The 17,597-nt window shown below is 41.1% G+C and carries 24 protein-coding genes; 12 read left to right on the top strand and 12 right to left on the bottom strand.

The annotated features are described in order from the left end of the window. Window positions 1-33 precede the first annotated feature (33 nt). Window positions 34-258, bottom strand: a complete 225-nt coding sequence (locus BLS28_RS13930; RefSeq protein ID WP_090524834.1) for a hypothetical protein — start codon at window positions 256-258, stop codon at window positions 34-36. Between the two features lie 415 nt (window positions 259-673). Here BLS28_RS13930 and BLS28_RS30820 point away from each other — a divergent pair, with 415 nt between their 5' ends. Further along, the gene (locus tag BLS28_RS30820) at window positions 674-841 is read left to right on the top strand and encodes a hypothetical protein (RefSeq protein WP_176844461.1); all 168 of its coding nucleotides are present in this window, start codon (window positions 674-676) and stop codon (window positions 839-841) included. 82 nt (window positions 842-923) lie between these two features. Beyond that, on the top strand, window positions 924-1,379 hold the full coding sequence (locus BLS28_RS13925) for a PA2169 family four-helix-bundle protein (protein ID WP_091168011.1): 456 nt from the start codon (window positions 924-926) through the stop codon (window positions 1,377-1,379). Window positions 1,380-1,457: 78 nt separating this feature from the next. Here BLS28_RS13925 and BLS28_RS13920 read toward each other — a convergent pair whose 3' ends face one another. From BLS28_RS13920 to BLS28_RS13910, 3 genes are all read right to left on the bottom strand, one after another. Further along, complete coding sequence (locus BLS28_RS13920; RefSeq protein WP_091168009.1) at window positions 1,458-1,901, bottom strand: hypothetical protein; 444 nt, start codon at window positions 1,899-1,901, stop codon at window positions 1,458-1,460. Window positions 1,902-2,011: 110 nt separating this feature from the next. After that, window positions 2,012-2,218 (bottom strand): hypothetical protein, encoded by a 207-nt coding sequence (locus tag BLS28_RS13915; RefSeq protein ID WP_090526183.1) that lies wholly within the window; start codon window positions 2,216-2,218, stop codon window positions 2,012-2,014. A gap of 178 nt (window positions 2,219-2,396) precedes the next feature. Continuing rightward, the gene (locus tag BLS28_RS13910; RefSeq protein WP_091168007.1) at window positions 2,397-2,600 is read right to left on the bottom strand and encodes a hypothetical protein; all 204 of its coding nucleotides are present in this window, start codon (window positions 2,598-2,600) and stop codon (window positions 2,397-2,399) included. Window positions 2,601-2,929: 329 nt separating this feature from the next. On the opposite strand from BLS28_RS13910, the gene BLS28_RS13905 reads away from it, so the two are divergent. Together BLS28_RS13905 and BLS28_RS13900 are read left to right on the top strand one after the other, a co-directional pair. Further along, window positions 2,930-3,499 (top strand): RNA polymerase sigma factor, encoded by a 570-nt coding sequence (locus BLS28_RS13905; protein ID WP_091168005.1) that lies wholly within the window; start codon window positions 2,930-2,932, stop codon window positions 3,497-3,499. A gap of 12 nt (window positions 3,500-3,511) precedes the next feature. Then, window positions 3,512-4,612, top strand: coding sequence for a S1C family serine protease (locus tag BLS28_RS13900; protein ID WP_091168003.1), 1,101 nt, complete (start codon window positions 3,512-3,514; stop codon window positions 4,610-4,612). Between the two features lie 169 nt (window positions 4,613-4,781). On the opposite strand, the gene BLS28_RS13895 is transcribed toward BLS28_RS13900, so the two are convergent. From BLS28_RS13895 to pdxH, 3 genes are all read right to left on the bottom strand, one after another. Further along, on the bottom strand, window positions 4,782-5,978 hold the full coding sequence (locus BLS28_RS13895; RefSeq protein ID WP_432329820.1) for an NADH-quinone oxidoreductase subunit D: 1,197 nt from the start codon (window positions 5,976-5,978) through the stop codon (window positions 4,782-4,784). Between the two features lie 193 nt (window positions 5,979-6,171). Further along, entirely contained in the window at window positions 6,172-6,669 is a 498-nt protein-coding gene (locus BLS28_RS13890; protein WP_091167998.1) for an NADH-quinone oxidoreductase subunit C, read from the bottom strand. Beyond that, window positions 6,666-7,313, bottom strand: a complete 648-nt coding sequence (gene pdxH, locus BLS28_RS13885) for a pyridoxamine 5'-phosphate oxidase (RefSeq protein WP_091167996.1) — start codon at window positions 7,311-7,313, stop codon at window positions 6,666-6,668. The genes BLS28_RS13890 and pdxH overlap by 4 nt, the downstream gene beginning before the upstream one ends. A 108-nt stretch (window positions 7,314-7,421) precedes the next feature. On the opposite strand from pdxH, the gene BLS28_RS13880 reads away from it, so the two are divergent. After that, window positions 7,422-7,985: a YqgE/AlgH family protein gene (locus BLS28_RS13880; RefSeq protein WP_091167993.1), complete on the top strand. Its 564-nt coding sequence runs from the start codon at window positions 7,422-7,424 to the stop codon at window positions 7,983-7,985. Between the two features lie 133 nt (window positions 7,986-8,118). Here BLS28_RS13880 and purE read toward each other — a convergent pair whose 3' ends face one another. The 3 genes from purE to BLS28_RS13865 all read right to left on the bottom strand — a co-directional run bounded on the left by purE (window position 8,119) and on the right by BLS28_RS13865 (window position 10,324). Continuing rightward, the gene (purE, locus tag BLS28_RS13875; RefSeq protein ID WP_091168316.1) at window positions 8,119-8,616 is read right to left on the bottom strand and encodes a 5-(carboxyamino)imidazole ribonucleotide mutase; all 498 of its coding nucleotides are present in this window, start codon (window positions 8,614-8,616) and stop codon (window positions 8,119-8,121) included. A gap of 113 nt (window positions 8,617-8,729) precedes the next feature. Then, on the bottom strand, window positions 8,730-9,869 hold the full coding sequence (locus BLS28_RS13870) for a 5-(carboxyamino)imidazole ribonucleotide synthase (RefSeq protein ID WP_091167991.1): 1,140 nt from the start codon (window positions 9,867-9,869) through the stop codon (window positions 8,730-8,732). Window positions 9,870-9,934: 65 nt separating this feature from the next. Further along, window positions 9,935-10,324 carry a hypothetical protein gene (locus tag BLS28_RS13865; RefSeq protein ID WP_090524856.1) on the bottom strand — a complete coding sequence of 130 codons (390 nt, stop codon included), beginning with the start codon at window positions 10,322-10,324 and terminating at the stop codon, window positions 9,935-9,937. Between the two features lie 194 nt (window positions 10,325-10,518). Between BLS28_RS13865 and BLS28_RS13860 the strand changes: the two genes are divergently transcribed. Continuing rightward, complete coding sequence (locus BLS28_RS13860; protein ID WP_091167987.1) at window positions 10,519-11,400, top strand: glycosyltransferase family protein; 882 nt, start codon at window positions 10,519-10,521, stop codon at window positions 11,398-11,400. A gap of 491 nt (window positions 11,401-11,891) precedes the next feature. Here the strand turns inward: BLS28_RS13860 and BLS28_RS13850 are convergent, their stop codons facing one another. Next, window positions 11,892-13,106 carry a BaiN/RdsA family NAD(P)/FAD-dependent oxidoreductase gene (locus BLS28_RS13850; protein WP_091167983.1) on the bottom strand — a complete coding sequence of 405 codons (1,215 nt, stop codon included), beginning with the start codon at window positions 13,104-13,106 and terminating at the stop codon, window positions 11,892-11,894. A gap of 64 nt (window positions 13,107-13,170) precedes the next feature. Here BLS28_RS13850 and BLS28_RS13845 point away from each other — a divergent pair, with 64 nt between their 5' ends. From BLS28_RS13845 to BLS28_RS13820, 6 genes are all read left to right on the top strand, one after another. Next, complete coding sequence (locus BLS28_RS13845; protein ID WP_256337425.1) at window positions 13,171-13,728, top strand: NADH-quinone oxidoreductase subunit A; 558 nt, start codon at window positions 13,171-13,173, stop codon at window positions 13,726-13,728. Beyond that, the gene (locus BLS28_RS13840; protein ID WP_091167978.1) at window positions 13,721-14,203 is read left to right on the top strand and encodes an NADH-quinone oxidoreductase subunit B; all 483 of its coding nucleotides are present in this window, start codon (window positions 13,721-13,723) and stop codon (window positions 14,201-14,203) included. Before BLS28_RS13845 ends, BLS28_RS13840 begins: the two co-directional genes overlap by 8 nt. 28 nt (window positions 14,204-14,231) lie before the next feature. Continuing rightward, window positions 14,232-14,684: a DoxX family protein gene (locus BLS28_RS13835; RefSeq protein ID WP_091167975.1), complete on the top strand. Its 453-nt coding sequence runs from the start codon at window positions 14,232-14,234 to the stop codon at window positions 14,682-14,684. 47 nt (window positions 14,685-14,731) lie between these two features. Then, a complete protein-coding gene (locus BLS28_RS13830; RefSeq protein WP_091167972.1) occupies window positions 14,732-15,640 on the top strand; it encodes an alpha/beta hydrolase in 909 nt (302 codons plus the stop codon). A gap of 260 nt (window positions 15,641-15,900) precedes the next feature. Beyond that, window positions 15,901-16,386, top strand: a complete 486-nt coding sequence (locus BLS28_RS13825; RefSeq protein WP_091167969.1) for a hypothetical protein — start codon at window positions 15,901-15,903, stop codon at window positions 16,384-16,386. 7 nt (window positions 16,387-16,393) lie between these two features. Continuing rightward, window positions 16,394-16,936 carry a GNAT family N-acetyltransferase gene (locus tag BLS28_RS13820; RefSeq protein ID WP_176844460.1) on the top strand — a complete coding sequence of 181 codons (543 nt, stop codon included), beginning with the start codon at window positions 16,394-16,396 and terminating at the stop codon, window positions 16,934-16,936. 65 nt (window positions 16,937-17,001) lie between these two features. Here the strand turns inward: BLS28_RS13820 and BLS28_RS13815 are convergent, their stop codons facing one another. Further along, window positions 17,002-17,583 (bottom strand): fasciclin domain-containing protein, encoded by a 582-nt coding sequence (locus BLS28_RS13815; protein ID WP_176844459.1) that lies wholly within the window; start codon window positions 17,581-17,583, stop codon window positions 17,002-17,004. Window positions 17,584-17,597 lie beyond the last annotated feature (14 nt).

Below are 17,597 nucleotides of genomic sequence, written 5' to 3'. Positions count from 1 at the left end.
GGATTTATGGCGCTTGCTATCCTTCTCCTGTAATTAAGCCGTGCGTTTTAAGGTTTCAGTTGTAGCCGGTATTTCATTGGCCTTTTTGTTGAGCCGGTTCCAGGTGGCAAAGTCGATAGTGAGCGCTTTTACAAAGTTTTTGCAGCTCTTGTTAGGGCACGTAAGTACCCAATATTTTTTATGCTGTTCAACATGAGGCCTGTTACCGCATTTAATGCAGTTTTCACATTGAATGTTTGGTTGTACCGGTATTATCATAGTTGGTTGGAGATAAATTGTTAATAAATTATTTTATGCTAAACGCAACAAACCTGCTGTAGGCAGCCGGTGTAAACATGTAACCTTCTATAATCTTTAAATTATTGATATGTTTAATTGGTTTATAACTAATTATGTTATGAACGATTAATGGTAGTGTTTGGTTTTAAAATTTGAGGATTATTTAGAAATTATTTCGGCTATTAAATTTCGGTTAAAAGCGACCGCTTATTTATTATCTGCAGGCATCATTGTATACATACCTATACAATTAATTAGCTAAAATATACCGCTATTTAAATTGGTTCCCTCCAGTTAGCCTGATGTTAAAAAGGCCTGATTATTGCATTCCTTTTATCGATAGTAACCGGGGAACTAACCAACCATCATACTTTTATCTATTTAAACATTAACCATGAAAAACTCACACCTTTTATTATTCACTTTCGCCTTATTAACGATGAGCGGATGCTCGGTTATAGGCGATATTTTTAAGGCCGGAGCAGTAACCGGTATCATAGCTGTAATAGTTGTTATCGCTATTGTTATTTGGGTGATCTCTTTATTTAGGGGGAAAAGCTAATTTTCATTTTGGATTATTTTTTATATAATTAATTAAACAATTTAATTTTAAAGGGGTTGATATTATATAAAAACATCTAATCATGGAAAATACACAAGCAACTGTAGAGATTTTAAATGATCTGATACAGATCAACAATGACAGGATTGAGGGCTATCAACGCGCCTCAAAGGATTTGAAGGATAGCGATGCCGAACTAAAATCGCTTTTCACACGGTTTATTGGCCAAAGCCAGGGTTACAGGCTTGCTTTGGGTACAGAGGTTAGCGCTTTTGGAAATGACATTGAAACCGGTACAACCACCAGCGGCAAAATACACAGGGCCTGGCTTGACGTTAAAGCCGCATTTACCGGACATGATACCCACAACGTGCTGGAGGAATGCGAATTTGGCGAAGATGCCATTTTAAAAGCATACCGTACCGCGCTTGAAGACGAAAATTTACCGGCCTACCTGCGCGAAACAATCAGCCAGCAGGAAAGTGAGCTGCTTGATGCTCATGACGAGATTAAAGCCCTGCGTGATACTGTTCACTAAATTTATTGATAACTAATTAACCACCGGGGGCAGTTTTATAACTGCTCCTTTTTTATGATTACTGTTAAGCGGTTGGTTTTATGGCTGAGGAATAATGTCTATTTTTTTAACTTGCCAGCTATTTTTCTCGGCCCAGTCACCATCCGTATACAACATTTTAACTTCCCAGGCCGATTGTTCCATTTTGCCCCTATCGTTCTCAATTTTTACCGTTGATTGTACCTCGTAGCTATTAGTTGTTGTATCAATAACCGATTTAAAACTATTGTTAGGAAAAACAGCTTTTTGAGGTTGTTTCAGCTTTTCCTTTACAAATAATTTCGCCATGGTAAAAGCTTCCTTTGCAGTTGGTTTGCGGTTAAGATGAATTGTGCTGTTTTTACTTATGCCAAGCACTACTATAATAAATGTTATCGCAAAAACTATGGCAAAAAGGGTTGCAGTGCGTATATGCGGATGACGGTGCCAGCCAATATTTTGACGCTCATCGGCACTAAGCGTTTTCCATTCAGAATATTTCATATTTTATTATGTATCACATTAAGCAATACCAATAGAAATTGTTTGGCGGTTTTGGGTAAAAAAAAACGCCCCCGGTTTTCCGGGGACGTTTTTTTACATAAAAAGTTAAATTACTTTTTAGTAGTGTCTTTTTTAGTGGTGTCAGCTTTAGTAGTATCAGCAGCCATTTTAGAAGTGTCAGCTTTAGTAGTATCAGCAGCCATTTTAGAAGAATCAGCTTTAGTTGAATCAGCAGCAGAAGATGATGAAGAACCTTTACAAGCAGCGAAAGAAACAGCGATAGCTAAAGCTAAAAAGCCTAATTTGAAATTTTTCATGTTTAATTTTTTTAATAAGTGATTTAATAGTTTACAGCTTAATACCAGAAATAAAAAAAGGTAACCCATAATTTTGAAAAAAAATTACAAGTCACCTTTTTTATTGATGGATAACTAAAAAATCAATAGAAAAAGATTAAAAATGATATTTAACTACTTTCTATCTTATCAGAAATAATTATTTCTTGGTGGTGTCTTTTTTAGTAGTATCAGCAACAACTTTAGTAGTGTCAGTTTTAGTAGAGTCAGTAACAACTTTAGTTGAGTCAACTACAGTTGTTTTAGTAGTATCGCCATCAGTTTTTTTAGCGTCACCGCCACAAGCTGAAAAAGAAGCTGCCAGAACTAATGCTACGAATGCTAATTTAAATGTGTTTTTCATTTTCTTAATTTTTAAAATGTTAACGTTTTGTGATCGTTTGTTACTTAATACGCATTAATGGAAAAGGTAACCCATAAAAATTAAACTTTGTAAATTCCATAGGGTTTATAGTTTACGTATCGGTTTTTGCAAGCGGTTTTTTTATTGCAGATTTGCCTGCATAGTTTTTAACATTGGGGTTACCTTGTTTACCCGCCGGTATTAACGGTAAATTAATGCATTACACAATTGTTACAGGTAATGAAATGTAATGCCAATGTTATTAATTTATTTTAGTTTGATTTTTTTTGATAATAGTGGGTTACAATTTGACCTAAATAGTATTAAGAGTGAATAAAGACTTAAAAGCTTCGGCTCCAACAGATAGTGAAATAGTTCTTGGGATACTTAATAACTCGGAGGTAGTGCTGAAGAGGCTCTATACAACCTATTTTCCGATGATATTACAGTTGATCATCAACAACAATGGCGATGAGGATGACGCGAAGGATATTTACCAGGAAGCCATTATCGTTCTTTACAATAAAATTAAAGCCGGTGATTTTGAGCTAAACAGTAAGCTTAAAACATATATATACTCAGTTTGCCGGCGGCTTTGGCTTAAAAGGTTAAGCCAAATGAACCGATATGGTGGTGACATCAGGGACTTTGAAGAACACTTACCCGTTGAAGAAGAAATTGATAACCATAACGACAGGGACATCCAGTTTGGTAAAATGGAGAGTGCGCTCCAGTTATTAGGCGAACCCTGTAAAACCATTATGGAAGATTTTTATATAAAAAACAGATCGATGCAGGAGATTTGTGAGCGGTTTGGTTACACCAATGCGGATAATGCCAAAACGCAGAAGTACAAATGCCTGCAAAGGCTGAAGAAACTATTTTTTCAGCAGAAATAAGGAGATCAAGAGATGAGTGATAACCAACTAACAGAATTTATTGAACGGTATCTCGACGGTAGCATGACCGCCGAAGAACGTGTTCAATTTGAGCTGCTTCGCAAAAACGACGCGGCTGTTGAAAGTAAAGTTACCGAGCATGCTAAGTTTATAGGCTTACTGAAGCAATATGGCGAACGCCTTGAGCTTGAGAATCGCTTAAACGCCATTCATAATGAAATTGATGTTCATGCTTTGAAAGAAGAAGTGATGATCCACCCGGTATGGATTGTACGTCTGTGGCGTAATCACCATTCAAAAATATCGGTGGCGGCTTCGGTTATGATATTTGCCGTATTGAGCGTATTAATTGTTACAGGCAAATTAAGTAACGAGAGATCGAAGTACGAAGAATTGAAAGGCCAAATCAAAACTATTAATGATAAGGTTAAACATATTAATGTTAATGCGGGCGGCCGTACGCCTGTAAGGCCTAAAGCAACTACGCCGCCTGCAAATTTCAGGGGCACCGGTTTTGCGCTTACATCAAATGGTTACCTGGCTACAGATTACCATGTGATCAAAAATGCCGATTCGGTTTATGTGCAGAATGCCGCGGGCGAATCATTTCATGCTAAGGTTATTTATACCGAACCACAGTATGACCTGGCTATTTTACAGATCAATGATCCATCATTTAAAAACCTTGGCCCTATACCATATAACGTTAAAAGGGCGGAAGGCGATCTTGGAGAGAGCGTATACACACTCGGGTACCCGGCCGATAATATGGTTTATGGAGGAGGTTATTTAGCTTCGGCAGCAAATTATTCGGGCGATACTACCGAATATGTAATTTCTGTTCCGGTAAACCCCGGTAATTCAGGCGGACCCTTACTTGATGAAAAAGGAAACGTGATAGGTGTAATTACAGCACGTCAAACCCAGGTTGCAGGTGCATATTTTGCTAAAAAATCAACTTACCTGTTAAAGGCGATACAAAATATTCCAACCGATTCGTTGTCGAAAACGCTTAATCTTAATACAAAGAATAAGTTAGCTGGATTAAGCCGTACTCAACAGAGCAGCAAGCTCAAAAACTACGTGTTTATGGTTAAAGTGTATAACCAGTAATCATTAGCCCATTCCAATAAAAATTAATATATTAAAATGAAAGGAGACGCCGCGAGGGGTCTCTTTTTTTGTTTGTCTGAACTCGAATTTATAGAATTTGAAGAATTAACAGAAAGCTTAGCAAATTCATTAAATTCTTACAATTCGTTTAATTCGAGTTCAGACGGCTCTACCTGTCCACCTCGCCTAAAACAAAGTCGATAGAACCTACAATTGCTATCAAATCGGCAATTAATACACCCTTGGATAGCTCGGGCAGTACCGAAAGATTATTAAAGCTTGGCCCGCGGGATTTTACACGGGTTGGGATCTCCGATTTGCCGTCGGTAATAAAATAAAAGCCAAGCTCGCCTTTGGCGCCTTCGCAGCGTACATAATAATCCTGTGCTTTGGGAATGGTTTTGCGGGGCATCTTAGCACGGGGATCAAAATCAGGCGTGCGCTTTAACTCTTTTTGCAAACGGTCAAGGCATTGTTCAATTATTCTTAGTGATTGTTCAATTTCATCAACGCGTACCTTGTACCTGTCCCAGCAATCGCCAACTTTGCCCATCAGCCCCTGCCCAATCGGGATTTCAAAATCAATTTCGGGGTAGGCCGAATAATTATCAATCCGCCGCAAATCCCATTTTAAGCCCGATGCGCGCAACATTGGGCCCGAGCAGCCATAGTTAATAGCTACATCAAGCGGCAAAACGCCCACATTGGCTGTGCGCGAAATAAATACCTGGTTGTCGGTAAGCAACTGGTTTAGCTCAACCATTTTAGGTTTAAAATACTCCACAAAATCCCGGCAGCGTTCTTCAAAACCAACCGGCAAGTCGTAAAATAAACCGCCTACCCAAATGTAATTGTATAGCATACGTGAGCCCGATGCCCACTCCAGCATCCCCATAATATGCTCCCTGTCCCTGAAACACCACAGGAAGGGGGTAAAGGCGCCTATATCAATGCCGTAAGTGCCAATGGCTATCAGGTGCGATGCTATGCGGTTTAGCTCGCAAACCAGCACGCGGATGTATTCAACACGTTTAGGGATATCCTTGTCAATACCCATCATCCGTTCAACACCCATTACAAAGGCGTGGCTGTTGTTCATCGAAGCCAGGTAATCCATCCTGTCGGTAAAAGGGATGGTTTGTTGGTAGGTTAATGATTCGGCATGTTTTTCAAAGCAGCGGTGCAGGTAGCCGATATGGGGGATCACCTCTTTTACTATCTCGCCATCGGTAATTAATTCCAGGCGCAAAACCCCGTGCGTTGAGGGATGTTGCGGACCTACATTAAGTACCATATCCTCAACGCTGGCCGCGGCTATCTTTTTATTATACCTGAGGAGTGCTTCTTCGTATTTGGGGTTTGTAATGACCAATTTTATATCCGGTTAAATTTATATCCGGTCATATATTGCTTGGGGCATATTGCCGGATACCAAAAATCAGCTTTTTTTTTTATTTATGGGCTACTTTCGCTGTAAAAATGAAGTAAACAAAGCTGTTATTTAATAGCCTGCCTTTGGCTCATTTCGCTCCGTTAACACCAGGAAAGCTTATTTGAGGTTAATCTATCCTGATGCCTTTATAAAATTCGGCGTTCTGGTAATCTTTCCGTAAAGGGAAACCTTCCCAATCGTCGGGCAGCAAAATCCGGCGAAGATCGGGGTGGCCTTCAAAGTAAATCCCCAGCATGTCATATGTTTCGCGCTCATGCCAGTCGGCAGTGCGGTAAACAGAGGTTATGCTTTTAAATTCGGGCAGTTCAGTACTTTCTTTTGGATGGGCTTTGCTTATTTTTAAAGTAAGTTGTGTTTTATAAGGGATTGATGCCAGGTGATAAACCACACCATAGCGGTTTGCTTCGTCATTATAATGCACACCGCTCAGGCTCGACAAAAAATCGAAATAAGTTTTAGGATTGTTCCGCAACTCCAGGCATACGGCTGTAATATCATCAGGGTTAATTAACAAGGCGGGTTGCAGACCGCCTGTTTCTTCGCCGGTAATTACCGTATCACCAAGTTTTTCGGTGAGCAGGTTTTTAATATCATCAAAACTCATGGTGCAAGGCGTACTTTTTTCCAGATTTTTTTATCAGTTTTTTTATACAGGATGCGGTCGTGCATGCGGCTTGGCCGGCCTTGCCAAAACTCCACCAATTGCGGGTTTAAGATATATCCACCCCAATACGATGGTTTAGGTACTTCTTTATCAGCATATTCGGCCTCCAGTGCGTTCCACTTTTGCTCCAATGCATCGCGGCTTTCAATTTCCTGGCTTTGTGGAGATACTATTGCGCCAACCTGGCTGCCTTTAGGGCGTGAATGGAAATATTTTTCAGACTCTTCTTTGCTTACTTTTTCAATAGTGCCTTCAATACGCACCTGGCGCTCAAGGCCTCCCCAAAAAAATGTTAACGCGCCCTGGGGGTTTTTGGCTATCTCTTTGCCTTTGCGGCTTAAGTAGTTGGTGAAGAATATAAAACCGCCTGCATGAAAGCCTTTTAAAAGTACAATACGTGCCGAAGGCTTGCCGGTTACGGTGGCAGTTGACAGCGTCATGGCGTTGGGTTCATGCAATTTTGCCTCCAAAGCTTCGTTAAACCATTGTTCAAACTGTTTAATAGGATCGCCCTTAGTGCTGTTTTCTGATAGGGTAGAGGCACTATAGTCCTGCCTTAAATTTTGTATTTCCTGCTGATTCATTTTGATGCAAACTTACAAATTAATTAAACCGTATATAATGATGTAAATCATTATTCATAATTGAACATATTTTTGCTATGCTTGTTATGTATTTAAACGCTAAACTTTATGCTTAGTCCTATTGCGGCCGCGGCAGGCCATTTACTCATTTCGGAACCGTTTATGATGGATCCGAATTTCAGAAGGTCCGTAATAATTTTAACAGAATACTCTGAAGAAGGAGCTATGGGCTTTATCCTGAACCATCAAAGCGAATATTTATTGGGCGATGTACTGCCTGATGTATCATACTCCGAAATGCCTGTTTACGAGGGGGGGCCGGTAGCCAAAAATACACTGCATTTTATCCATTGCGCGCCTGACAAAATAGAAGGCGGCATTGAAATAGCAAATGGCCTTTACTGGGGCGGCGATTTTGAGCAGGTGAAATATTTAATATCCAATTACCAGTTAAGCACCGAAGAAATTAAATTTTTTGCAGGATATTCGGGCTGGACGCCTCAGCAACTTGATGAAGAAATAAAAGAAGACAGCTGGATTGTGACTAATAAGTTTGATATAGAAACACTATTTACCCTCGATGAACAAAATCTATGGCGCAAGGTGGTGATCAGTCTTGGCCAGCGGTATGCCCACATTGCTAATTTTCCGGAAAATCCGGCGTTGAATTAAGGTGAGTGATTAGAGGTTGGAGATTAGAGGTTAGACTATAATATTTAGAAATGAGAAAAGGCCATAATTTACTACGGCCTTTTCTCATTTAACTTGTATAATCTTAAGCTAACTAATCTCTAATCTCCAACCTCTAATCACTATCTTCCATTTCCCTTGCCGACTCCTCAACTTTCTTTTTAAGGTTTTCTTTAAAGTCGATAAGGTTTTTTACCAGGTATTCGTCTCCTGTTGACAGGATCTGTGCTGCGAGGATGCCCGCGTTTTTGGCTGCATTTAAAGCTACAGTGGCTACCGGGATACCGTTTGGCATTTGTAGTATAGATAGGATGGAATCCCAGCCGTCAATAGAGTTGCTTGATTTTACCGGTACTCCAATCACTGGCAAATGGGTTAATGAGGCTACCATGCCCGGCAGGTGGGCGGCGCCGCCTGCTCCGGCAATGATCACTTTAATGCCCCTGTCGGCAGCGGCGCGTGCATAGCTGAACATACGATCGGGTGTGCGGTGGGCCGATACCACGGTTATTTCGTATTCAACGCCTAATTCGGCTAAAACATCAGCAGCATCCTGCATTACATTTAAATCGGATTTGCTGCCCATTATAATGGCGACTTTTGGATTACTCATGGTTATGTTTGTAAGCGTCATTGCGAGGCACGAAGCAATCCCCGATTAGCAGGTTCGCCCTGTATAGTTTGGGATTGCTTCGTGCCTCGCAATGACGTGTGGCTATTTCTTTATTAACTAATTACTTTCAGTGTTTTCTGCACAAATCTTGCCTTTTCAATCGCCTTTTCTCTATCGGCATCTACAATAGTAACGTGCCCCATCTTCCTAAATGGTTTAGTTAAAGCTTTACCATAAAGGTGAATATACACACCCGGTACTTTCAATACTTTTTCGATGCCCTGGTAAATAGCTGGTCCTTCATAACCGGCTTCACCTAAAACGTTTACCATAATGGCATTATTAAGGCAGGAGGTATCGCCCAAAGGCTGATTAAATATCGCCCTCAAATGCTGCTCAAATTGTGATATCACATTGCCTTCAATAGTTTGGTGACCACTGTTATGCGGGCGCGGGGCAAGCTCATTCACCAGGATGCGGCCTTGCTTATCTAAAAACATTTCAACCGCCAGCAAGCCAACAATTTTAAGACTATCGGCAATCTTTTTAGCTATTTGTTCTGCTTTTTGTTGGATGGCGAATGGAAGGGTAGAGGGAGCGATCAAAAACTCCACGAGGTTGGCTTTAGGGTTGAACTCCATTTCAACCATCGGGAACGTGCTGATCTCGCCGTTTTCATTACGGGCAACAATTACAGCAATCTCTTTTTCAAAATCTATCCATTGCTCAATCAGGCTCGGCTCTTTAAAAGCGCCGGCAAGGTAACTTTCATCAATTACTTTGTATACGCCTTTGCCGTCATAGCCATCCTTACGTAGTTTCTGGATATAAGGAAACGGGATTAAACTTTGTTGTAGCTGTTGGGGTGATGATATGATCTGGAAATCGGCAGTAGGGATATCGTTTTCCTTGAAAAATTGCTTCTGCAAACCTTTATCTTGAATCAGCCTGATAATGCGGGATTGCGGATAAACCAGTACACCCTCTTTTTCAAGCTGTTCAAGGGCGTCAACGTTAACCTTCTCTATTTCAATGGTAAGCAGGTCGACAGTTTTACCAAAGTTATAAACGGTTTCATAATCACCCAATGAGCCTACGGTAAACTCGTCACACAGTTTGCGGCAAGGCGCTTCGCGGTCCGGATCAAGAATTTTAACAGTAACATTATAGTTTATGGCTTGCTGTATCAGCATACGTCCTAACTGTCCGCCGCCTAAAATACCCAGTTTTAAATCTCCGTAAAATGCTTTCATATTTGAAGATGCAAGTTTAGCCTAAATCTTTCAAAAAGCCTATAAATGCTTTAAACAACAATGGTTCAACGTCGTTTTTTGGTCATTAGATAATAGAAAACGCTGTGTACTATGATAAAACTAATGGCCGTAATAAAGTAAAGCGTTTTGTTTTCGGGGTTTAGCTGTAAACGGAAGGCGGTAATGACAAATACAACAGAGCCCGAAAAATAAAGCACCAGCCTTATAGACAGATTGTTGTAATACGCCGGGTTGGCTAAAAACAACATGGGCAGGGTCATTATTAAAATAAAGATGTTGAGTAAAGCCACGCTTTCGGACAATGAGGGGAGTATCCCGTTTAGGTCCTGGCTTACGCCTTTATGCTGCAGCGAGTAATAAACCGCACTTGCTACTATAGATATGATTACCGAAAAAAGAAAAGTTTTGAAAAGTTGCCTGGCGAGTGCCTTCATAGTGATATTTATTGATATGGATTACCGCAAACTGCGCAGTAATTTTATTATTTGCAAAGTAACGCATCGGGATGCAAAATGCACTAATCCCAATGTCACAAATTGAAGATACCTGCAATCTGTTGATCTTGGGAAGCGATGTCTTGAATCTTGTATCCTGAAGTCTTGATTCTGTTATTATCTTTACGCCGCATATGAAAGTATCCGGTTTTACCTTTATCAAGAACGCTGTACGTAATGATTATCCCATTGTTGAGGCCATTACATCCATATTACCGCTTTGCGATGAATTTATTGTAGTAGTAGGTAACTCCGATGATGGTACCCGGGGATTGATCGAGGGCATCAACTCGCCGGTTATAAAAATCATTGATTCGGTTTGGGATGAATCATTAAGGGAAGGCGGAAAGGTTTTCGCTGCCGAAACAGATAAGGCTTTTGCAGCTATATCGCCCGATGCCGACTGGTGTTTCTATATCCAGGGCGACGAAGCGGTGCATGAAAAATATCATCCGCTTATCAAAAAGGAAATGCATGAAGCTTTAAATAAACCCAACATTGAAGGCTTACTGTTTAAATACCTGCATTTTTATGGCTCATATGACTATTACGGGCATTCAAGGCGCTGGTACCGCCGCGAAATCCGGTTGCTCAAAAATATTAAGGGTATCCATTCATATCGTGATGCTCAGGGATTCAGGCTTGATGATCGTAAAATCAACGTAAAGCTTATTGATGCCTATATATATCATTACGGCTGGGCAAAGCCACCACAAGGGTTAACCCATAAGGTGCGTAACTTTAATAAATTTTATCACGACGAAACCTGGTTTGCTGAACACTTGCCCGAAACCTATGAGTTTGATTATGGCAATGCAGATCGCTTGATCCGCTTTACCGGCACGCATCCGGCAACCATGCAAAAACGAATAACAGCTACTAACTGGAATATCGATTTTGACTCCAAAAAACTAAGGGCTGGTATGGACTTCCGCCGTAAGGCACTGCAAAAGATTGAAGACCTTACGGGCTGGCGCGTTGGTGAGTACAGGAATTATAAGATAGTGGAGCGGTAGTTAAAAAACGCTATTAAAAATAGGTATTTACACTCATAACTTTGGTGGCGCTATTTTGTCAGCGCTATTTCTAACCGGCGCGGTCAATATCAAAAAAATCCAAAAAGGCTTAAAAAATGGCAAAATAAAAAGGGTGTTTTAGCCCGTATGTGAAACCAGAAGCGCTTACTCCTTAAAGTTTTAATTGTTGATAATTAGATATTTAACAGTGTTTCGTGTAAAATATTATGTATTTGATAATCAATGTGTTTCATTTTTAAAGCGTTCCGCGTTTTCACTCTCAAAAAATGGAACAGTCCTCTTTTTTAAAAAAGAACGCCGGGCTTTTTTTTATTTTTTTTTGGAGAATCAAAAAATTGGGACACCCGATTTGTTACAATTGCAAAGGAGGATTTCCCGGCATCACCGAACGTCGGCAAATGAATGATAGTGGCAGGTTAGCTGGTAAAATAGCATCAACGAAATCAGCGTAATCGCAAAAAAGTCAACGGTCATATGTTTTGCGCTATCACAAAGCCGCTTGCCCAGGCCCATTGAAAATTATAGCCCCCAAGCCATCCTGTAACATCCACACATTCGCCGCCAAAAAACAGCCCGGGGACTTTCTTAGCTTCCAGTGTTTTTGACGAAAGCTCATCTGTAGATACACCGCCGCGCATTACTTCGGCCTTGTCATAACCTTTATCGCCGGCAGGTTTTACCTTAAAATCATGAATGAGGGTGCTGATGTTTTCAATGTCGGTTTTGGTGAGCGATGCCATGTTTTTTTCGGCGGGGAGTTTGTCGCTCAACGCTTCGGCAAACTTGCGGGTATATAAAGATGCGATGTATGCAAGCAGCATTTTTTTGCCGTTGGTTTCCTTTTCCTGTTGGATCAGGCCGGCAATATTTTGATTGGGCAGGAGATCGATGTTAATGGATTCTCCTGGTTTCCAATAGGAGGAGATTTGTAATATGGCTGGTCCGCTGAGGCCCCAGTGGGTAAACAGGATATTTTCTTCAAAGCTTGCCCTATCGTTCCAAACCCTACAAAAAATGCTATTGCCTGATAATTGCTCATACCAGGGCTGGTCTTTGCCGGTAATTGTAAGGGGCACCAGGGCAGGGGCGGTGTCGGTAACTTTTAAACCAAAATTGCGCGCCGTTCGGAGTCCGAAATCGGTAGCGCCCATTTTGGGGATGGGCAAACCGCCGGCAGCCATCACTACACTGGCAGCGCTTATATATTCCTGTTTGCCGTTAACTTCGGCCCGAACTGTAAAACCATCGTCAGTTTTTTCTACCATTTTAACTTCGGCATTTACCCAGATCTCCTGGCCAAGGTCGTCGCACAGGTTCGTGAAAACCTCAACTACATCCTTTGCTTTGTCGCTTACCGGGAAAAGCTGACCTAATGTTTTTTCTTTGCCGGTAATGCCATAAGTTTCAAAAAAGCTGATGGTATCATCAACTGTCCATTGTGAAAAGGCTGATTTACAGAAGTGTGGATTTTGCGATATAAATTGCTGATCTGTAGCGTAAAGGTTGGTATAGTTACAACGCCCGCCGCCGCTAATAAGGATCTTGGCGCCAACGCGGTCGTTTTTTTCAAGTACCAGTACCCGCTTGCCTAAAAAGCCGGCCTGTACGGCACACATGAGGCCGCATGCGCCTCCACCAATTATTATAGCGTCAAAATCTGTTTGTTTTACTAAATTTGTACTCATGACGGATGTTTCGCAAATATCAGAATTTGGAAAGATACTCATCTTTATTATTACGGGGATAATAATGGTGTGTGTGATATTTTTTATCAACAGACTTTTAGCCCCCAATAATCCTAACGCCGAAAAACTTAGCTCGTACGAATGTGGTGAAGAACCAACAGGCAATGCCTGGTTGCCCTTTAATCCCCGCTTTTATGTTATAGCTTTAGTTTTCCTGTTGTTTGATGTGGAGATGGTTTTTATTTTTCCATGGGCAACGGTATTTGGCAGCCATGAGATTGCTGCGCAGGATGTGCGCTGGGGATGGCTTTCATTGGCTGAGATGTTTGTGTTTTTAGGTATCCTGATTGTAGGTTTAATATACGTTTGGCGCAAAGGCGACCTGGATTGGATAAAACCGACCCCTGTTGTACCGCATACCGATGTGCATATCCCGCCAACCTTGTATGAGCAGTTAAATCAGGAGCAAAGCAGGTTTACGGTAAAAGCTTTCAATGCTGATACTGTAGTAACTGCAACTGCTGCTGCCACTCCATCTGCCGCTGCTACTACCACTCCGCCAACTGAGCCCGCACGCAAACCTATGTTTAAACCCGCCTTTAAAAAGCCTGCAAATGAATAACGATATAACCAGTGAGAATGGTGGTGTAGTGATAACCAAAATGAACGACCTGCTTAACTGGGCACGTTTATCTTCATTATGGCCGCTTAGTTTTGGTATAGCCTGTTGCGCTATTGAAATGATGGGCTCCATGGCCTCAACCTATGACCTCGACCGCTTTGGTGTTTTCCCGCGTCCATCTGCCCGGCAGGCCGATGTAATCATTATTGCAGGTACCGTTACCTTTAAAATGGCCGAACGTATTAAACGCCTTTACGAACAAATGCCAGATCCTAAATACGTGATTTCGATGGGCTCATGCTCCAACTGCGGCGGTCCGTACTGGCAGCATGGCTACCACGTGGTAAAAGGAGTTGACAGGGTAATTCCTGTTGATGTTTATGTACAAGGATGCCCGCCAAGGCCAGAAGCCTTAATTGGCGCTATATTGGAATTGCAAAAAAAGATAGAAGGCGAACAATTGATAAAAGCCTGATATTCGATATTTACTTTAGTTAATCCTTATGAAAGTCCTGCTCGTTCTCATCATAGGTTTTATCCTCACGACCGTTATTTCCCGGCTTTTTGTTGATGATTGGAATATCATGCTCAGTGGTAACATAGCTATGATGCTGATGCTTTGGTTTACCTCATTGGGGCATTTTATGTTTACCAAAGGGATGGTTATGATGATGCCTGCATTTATCCCGTTTAAAGGAGCGTTAGTTTATTTAACCGGGATAATGGAAATAGTTCTCGGCGCTTTGCTGGTGGTTAACGCTACAAGGCATATAGCAGGGATTATCTTGCTTGTTCTGTTTGTGGTCATGCTGCCTGCTAATATCAATGCAGCCATGAAGCATGTGGATTTAGAAAAAGCTACTTATGATGGCAGCGGTACCGGTTACCTGTGGTTTCGCATTCCGTTGCAAATACTGTTTATTGCCTGGATATTATATTTTTCGATTGGGATTTAGTTGTTGATTTTTAAGGATATGGATTATCTTTAAACAATTAACCAATTATGAAAAAGATAATCCAAAATCTGCTGATCGTTACGATTAGCACCCTATCTATATCGGTCTGTGCACAAACATCAAGTCCTAAACAGCCATTTTTCCCAAAAGGCACCATATTGTATGGTGATGTTAATTATGCCGGTGATACCTTAAAAAAACACTTATTAGATGTTTATCTGCCTCCGGTAGTCAAAGAAAGCTATTCGGTTATTATCTGGATCCACGGTGGTGCATGGATGCTGAATGATAAATATGCCGATATGGGCTATATGCAGAAAACCGTGCAGGGTTTTATTGATAACGGATATGCTGTGGCCTCTATCGATTACCGCTGGAGTACTACCGCGCCATTTCCTGCGCAGATTCAGGATTGTAACCAGGCTATTGAGTTTCTTTATCAAAACGCATCAAAATATAAGCTTAACAAAGATAAGTTTGGGGTGATAGGTTTTTCGGCCGGAGGGCATCTGGCATCGTTACTTGCTTTATCCAATAACAATAATATTAAGGAGTTTTATCCCAACGGAAACAAACCTCATTTTAAAATAAAACTGGCGCTTGACTTTTACGGTCCGTCAAATTTCCTGTCGCTTAAAGGTACCGATGTTAATGATCCTAAGAGCCCGGTTAACCTGCTGCTTGGCGCTTATGCTATTGAGCGGCCCGATCTGGCCAATATAGCCAGCCCGGTTACCTATGTTGATAAAAACGACCCGCCATTTCTCATTGTTCAGGGCGAAAAGGATGAATCGGTCAATTACACCCAATCGGTTTTGCTAAGTTCATACCTTAAACTTGTCGGTGTTAAAAATGAACTTATTATTGTACCCAACGCGCCTCATTACGGGGTAATGTTTGATGCCGAAGAGATCAGGAAAAGAGTGTTTTATTTTATGGATGAATATCTGAAGTGATAATCTGATTGCTGGAATCCAATTGGTTAAAAATGTATTTCATATATAATTTATTGCGTCTTAAACGCTATTTAAATTTGATTGTTTTTAAATGTAGAGACGTATAATTGAGTCTTCCACATGCAATTTCCGACAGGATCAGGAGCCTTTAAATCGGCTTGTCTTCCGGGAGACGCAATTATGCGCCTCTACAAAAAACTTTCTGTTCTTTTTTAAACAGCGTCCTAAAAGCATAAATTTACGCTTCTGTAACTTCTGCCATGTTAAAAAAAGAAAACCCGAAAAAGAAAAGTAAACTTGTCAATATCCTGTTCGCCGGGTTTATAACGGGTACGCTTGATGGACTTGCAGCCATGATCCTGAACTATAAAGTAAACCCTGGTGTTATTTTTAAGTTTATTGCCAGCGGGGCCTTCGGACCGGCGGCTTTTGCAGGCGGGGCCGAAATTATAGTTGCCGGGGTTATTTTTCATTATGTGATCGCTTTTCTATTCAGCGCGGTATTTTTTCTGCTGTATCCATTCTTTTATAACGGATTACGCAACAAGTACTTTGTGGCAGTTGTATACGGCATCGCGGCATGGTTGATCATGAATTTAGGTGTAATACCCCTCAGTAAAATAACGACGAAGCCAGGGTACCATATACCTGTAACTACTATCCTCATTGGGATGCTTACGCTGGTGATCTGTATTGGTTTGCCCGTGGTTTTCATTGCCGACAGGGAAAATAAAAAAATTGAATAACATGCATATGTCTGAATTACCTTTGCTCACTACTGATCGTTTGCGCTTACGCGGGCTGCTTGATTCTGATGCCGCTCAGATCCTGGCTATCCGCTCTAATGCTGAAGTGAACAAATATCTGGACCGGCCAAATGATACCACCATTGATCAGGCATTATCATTTATTAATAAGATAAAAGCAATAGTAAGTGGGGGCGAAGGCTTTTACTGGGGGATAACCTTAAAAGATAAAGAGGAGCTGATTGGATCTATTTGTTACTGGAACCTTGAGCCAACTAATAAAAAGGCCGAAATAGGCTATGAACTTCATCCGGATTACCATGGACAGAGTATTATGCAGGAAGCCATTTCTGCAGTGTTGGCTTTTGGTTTTAATGATCAATATTTTGAATTGATAACCGCTTGTCCGAAACAGGGGAACGAAAGCTCGGTAAGGCTGTTAAAAAAGACAGGTTTTTCACTTACCGGAGACTTTACAGACGAGAAGACTAAAAGTAAATATTTTGATTTTAGATTAACTAAAGCCGATTATTTAACAAGGTCGTCTTAAATGAAAAACCCGGTTATTGAGACCGGGTTTTTCATGGATTTAAAATTAAACTAAGTATTTTATGATTAAGGCATCATGATGCCATTAATGCCATGTACAACACCATTGCTGGCCTCGGTGTCAAATGCGGTAACCAACACTGCATTGCCTTTGGCATCGGTGATCTGCAAATTGCTTTTATCATTTACAGATAAATGCAATGTTTGCCCGTCGATGGTTTTCAGGTCGGCTTTGCCTTTGCCTGTACCTAAGGCCTTAATGATATCGGTTTTAGTGTATTTACCTGCTACCACGTGATACTTCAGTATCGGAGCAAATTTAGCCGGATCTTTCATTAGGGCATCAAATTGTGCTTTTGGCAATTTACTGAAAGCTACATCATTGGGGGCAAATATGGTGAACGGGCCGGCTGCCTGCAATGTTGGCTCAAGCTGAGCTGATTTTATTGCAAGCGCCATTGGCGCGTAGTTAGTTGAGGTCGACATCACACCAACCACATCGCCTGATGCGGCAGCTGTTGATGTTGCAGGAGCAGCAGTTGCTTTAGTAGTGTCCTTTTTGGTTGTATCCTGTGTTTGGGCTATTGCCTTGTTTGATAAAAAACCAATAGCTAATGAAGCAACGGCTATTAAAACTGACTTTTTCATGTTCATCTTTCTTT

It is taken from the genome of Mucilaginibacter gossypii (assembly GCF_900100945.1).
GTDB lineage: Bacteria > Bacteroidota > Bacteroidia > Sphingobacteriales > Sphingobacteriaceae > Mucilaginibacter > Mucilaginibacter gossypii.
This window is presented reverse-complemented; position numbering and strand designations above follow the sequence as displayed.

What these genes read in the sequence shown, in the direction of transcription:
- BLS28_RS13910 (WP_091168007.1), bottom strand. Translation starts at nt 2,600, where the DNA reads ATGAAAAACACATTTAAATTAGCATTCGTAGCATTAGTTCTGGCAGCT.
- BLS28_RS13825 (WP_091167969.1), top strand. Translation starts at nt 15,901, where the DNA reads ATGTTAAAAAAAGAAAACCCGAAAAAGAAAAGTAAACTTGTCAATATC.
- BLS28_RS13840 (WP_091167978.1), top strand. Translation starts at nt 13,721, where the DNA reads ATGAATAACGATATAACCAGTGAGAATGGTGGTGTAGTGATAACCAAA.
- BLS28_RS30820 (WP_176844461.1), top strand. Translation starts at nt 674, where the DNA reads ATGAAAAACTCACACCTTTTATTATTCACTTTCGCCTTATTAACGATG.
- BLS28_RS13915 (WP_090526183.1), bottom strand. Translation starts at nt 2,218, where the DNA reads ATGAAAAATTTCAAATTAGGCTTTTTAGCTTTAGCTATCGCTGTTTCT.
- BLS28_RS13815 (WP_176844459.1), bottom strand. Translation starts at nt 17,583, where the DNA reads ATGAAAAAGTCAGTTTTAATAGCCGTTGCTTCATTAGCTATTGGTTTT.
- BLS28_RS13865 (WP_090524856.1), bottom strand. Translation starts at nt 10,324, where the DNA reads ATGAAGGCACTCGCCAGGCAACTTTTCAAAACTTTTCTTTTTTCGGTA.
- BLS28_RS13930 (WP_090524834.1), bottom strand. Translation starts at nt 258, where the DNA reads ATGATAATACCGGTACAACCAAACATTCAATGTGAAAACTGCATTAAA.
- purE (WP_091168316.1), bottom strand. Translation starts at nt 8,616, where the DNA reads ATGAGTAATCCAAAAGTCGCCATTATAATGGGCAGCAAATCCGATTTA.
- BLS28_RS13920 (WP_091168009.1), bottom strand. Translation starts at nt 1,901, where the DNA reads ATGAAATATTCTGAATGGAAAACGCTTAGTGCCGATGAGCGTCAAAAT.
- pdxH (WP_091167996.1), bottom strand. Translation starts at nt 7,313, where the DNA reads ATGAATCAGCAGGAAATACAAAATTTAAGGCAGGACTATAGTGCCTCT.
- BLS28_RS13835 (WP_091167975.1), top strand. Translation starts at nt 14,232, where the DNA reads ATGAAAGTCCTGCTCGTTCTCATCATAGGTTTTATCCTCACGACCGTT.
- BLS28_RS13820 (WP_176844460.1), top strand. Translation starts at nt 16,394, where the DNA reads ATGTCTGAATTACCTTTGCTCACTACTGATCGTTTGCGCTTACGCGGG.
- BLS28_RS13890 (WP_091167998.1), bottom strand. Translation starts at nt 6,669, where the DNA reads ATGAGTTTTGATGATATTAAAAACCTGCTCACCGAAAAACTTGGTGAT.
- BLS28_RS13900 (WP_091168003.1), top strand. Translation starts at nt 3,512, where the DNA reads ATGAGTGATAACCAACTAACAGAATTTATTGAACGGTATCTCGACGGT.
- BLS28_RS13925 (WP_091168011.1), top strand. Translation starts at nt 924, where the DNA reads ATGGAAAATACACAAGCAACTGTAGAGATTTTAAATGATCTGATACAG.
- BLS28_RS13880 (WP_091167993.1), top strand. Translation starts at nt 7,422, where the DNA reads ATGCTTAGTCCTATTGCGGCCGCGGCAGGCCATTTACTCATTTCGGAA.
- BLS28_RS13845 (WP_256337425.1), top strand. Translation starts at nt 13,171, where the DNA reads ATGGTGTGTGTGATATTTTTTATCAACAGACTTTTAGCCCCCAATAAT.
- BLS28_RS13860 (WP_091167987.1), top strand. Translation starts at nt 10,519, where the DNA reads ATGAAAGTATCCGGTTTTACCTTTATCAAGAACGCTGTACGTAATGAT.
- BLS28_RS13850 (WP_091167983.1), bottom strand. Translation starts at nt 13,106, where the DNA reads ATGAGTACAAATTTAGTAAAACAAACAGATTTTGACGCTATAATAATT.
- BLS28_RS13830 (WP_091167972.1), top strand. Translation starts at nt 14,732, where the DNA reads ATGAAAAAGATAATCCAAAATCTGCTGATCGTTACGATTAGCACCCTA.
- BLS28_RS13870 (WP_091167991.1), bottom strand. Translation starts at nt 9,869, where the DNA reads ATGAAAGCATTTTACGGAGATTTAAAACTGGGTATTTTAGGCGGCGGA.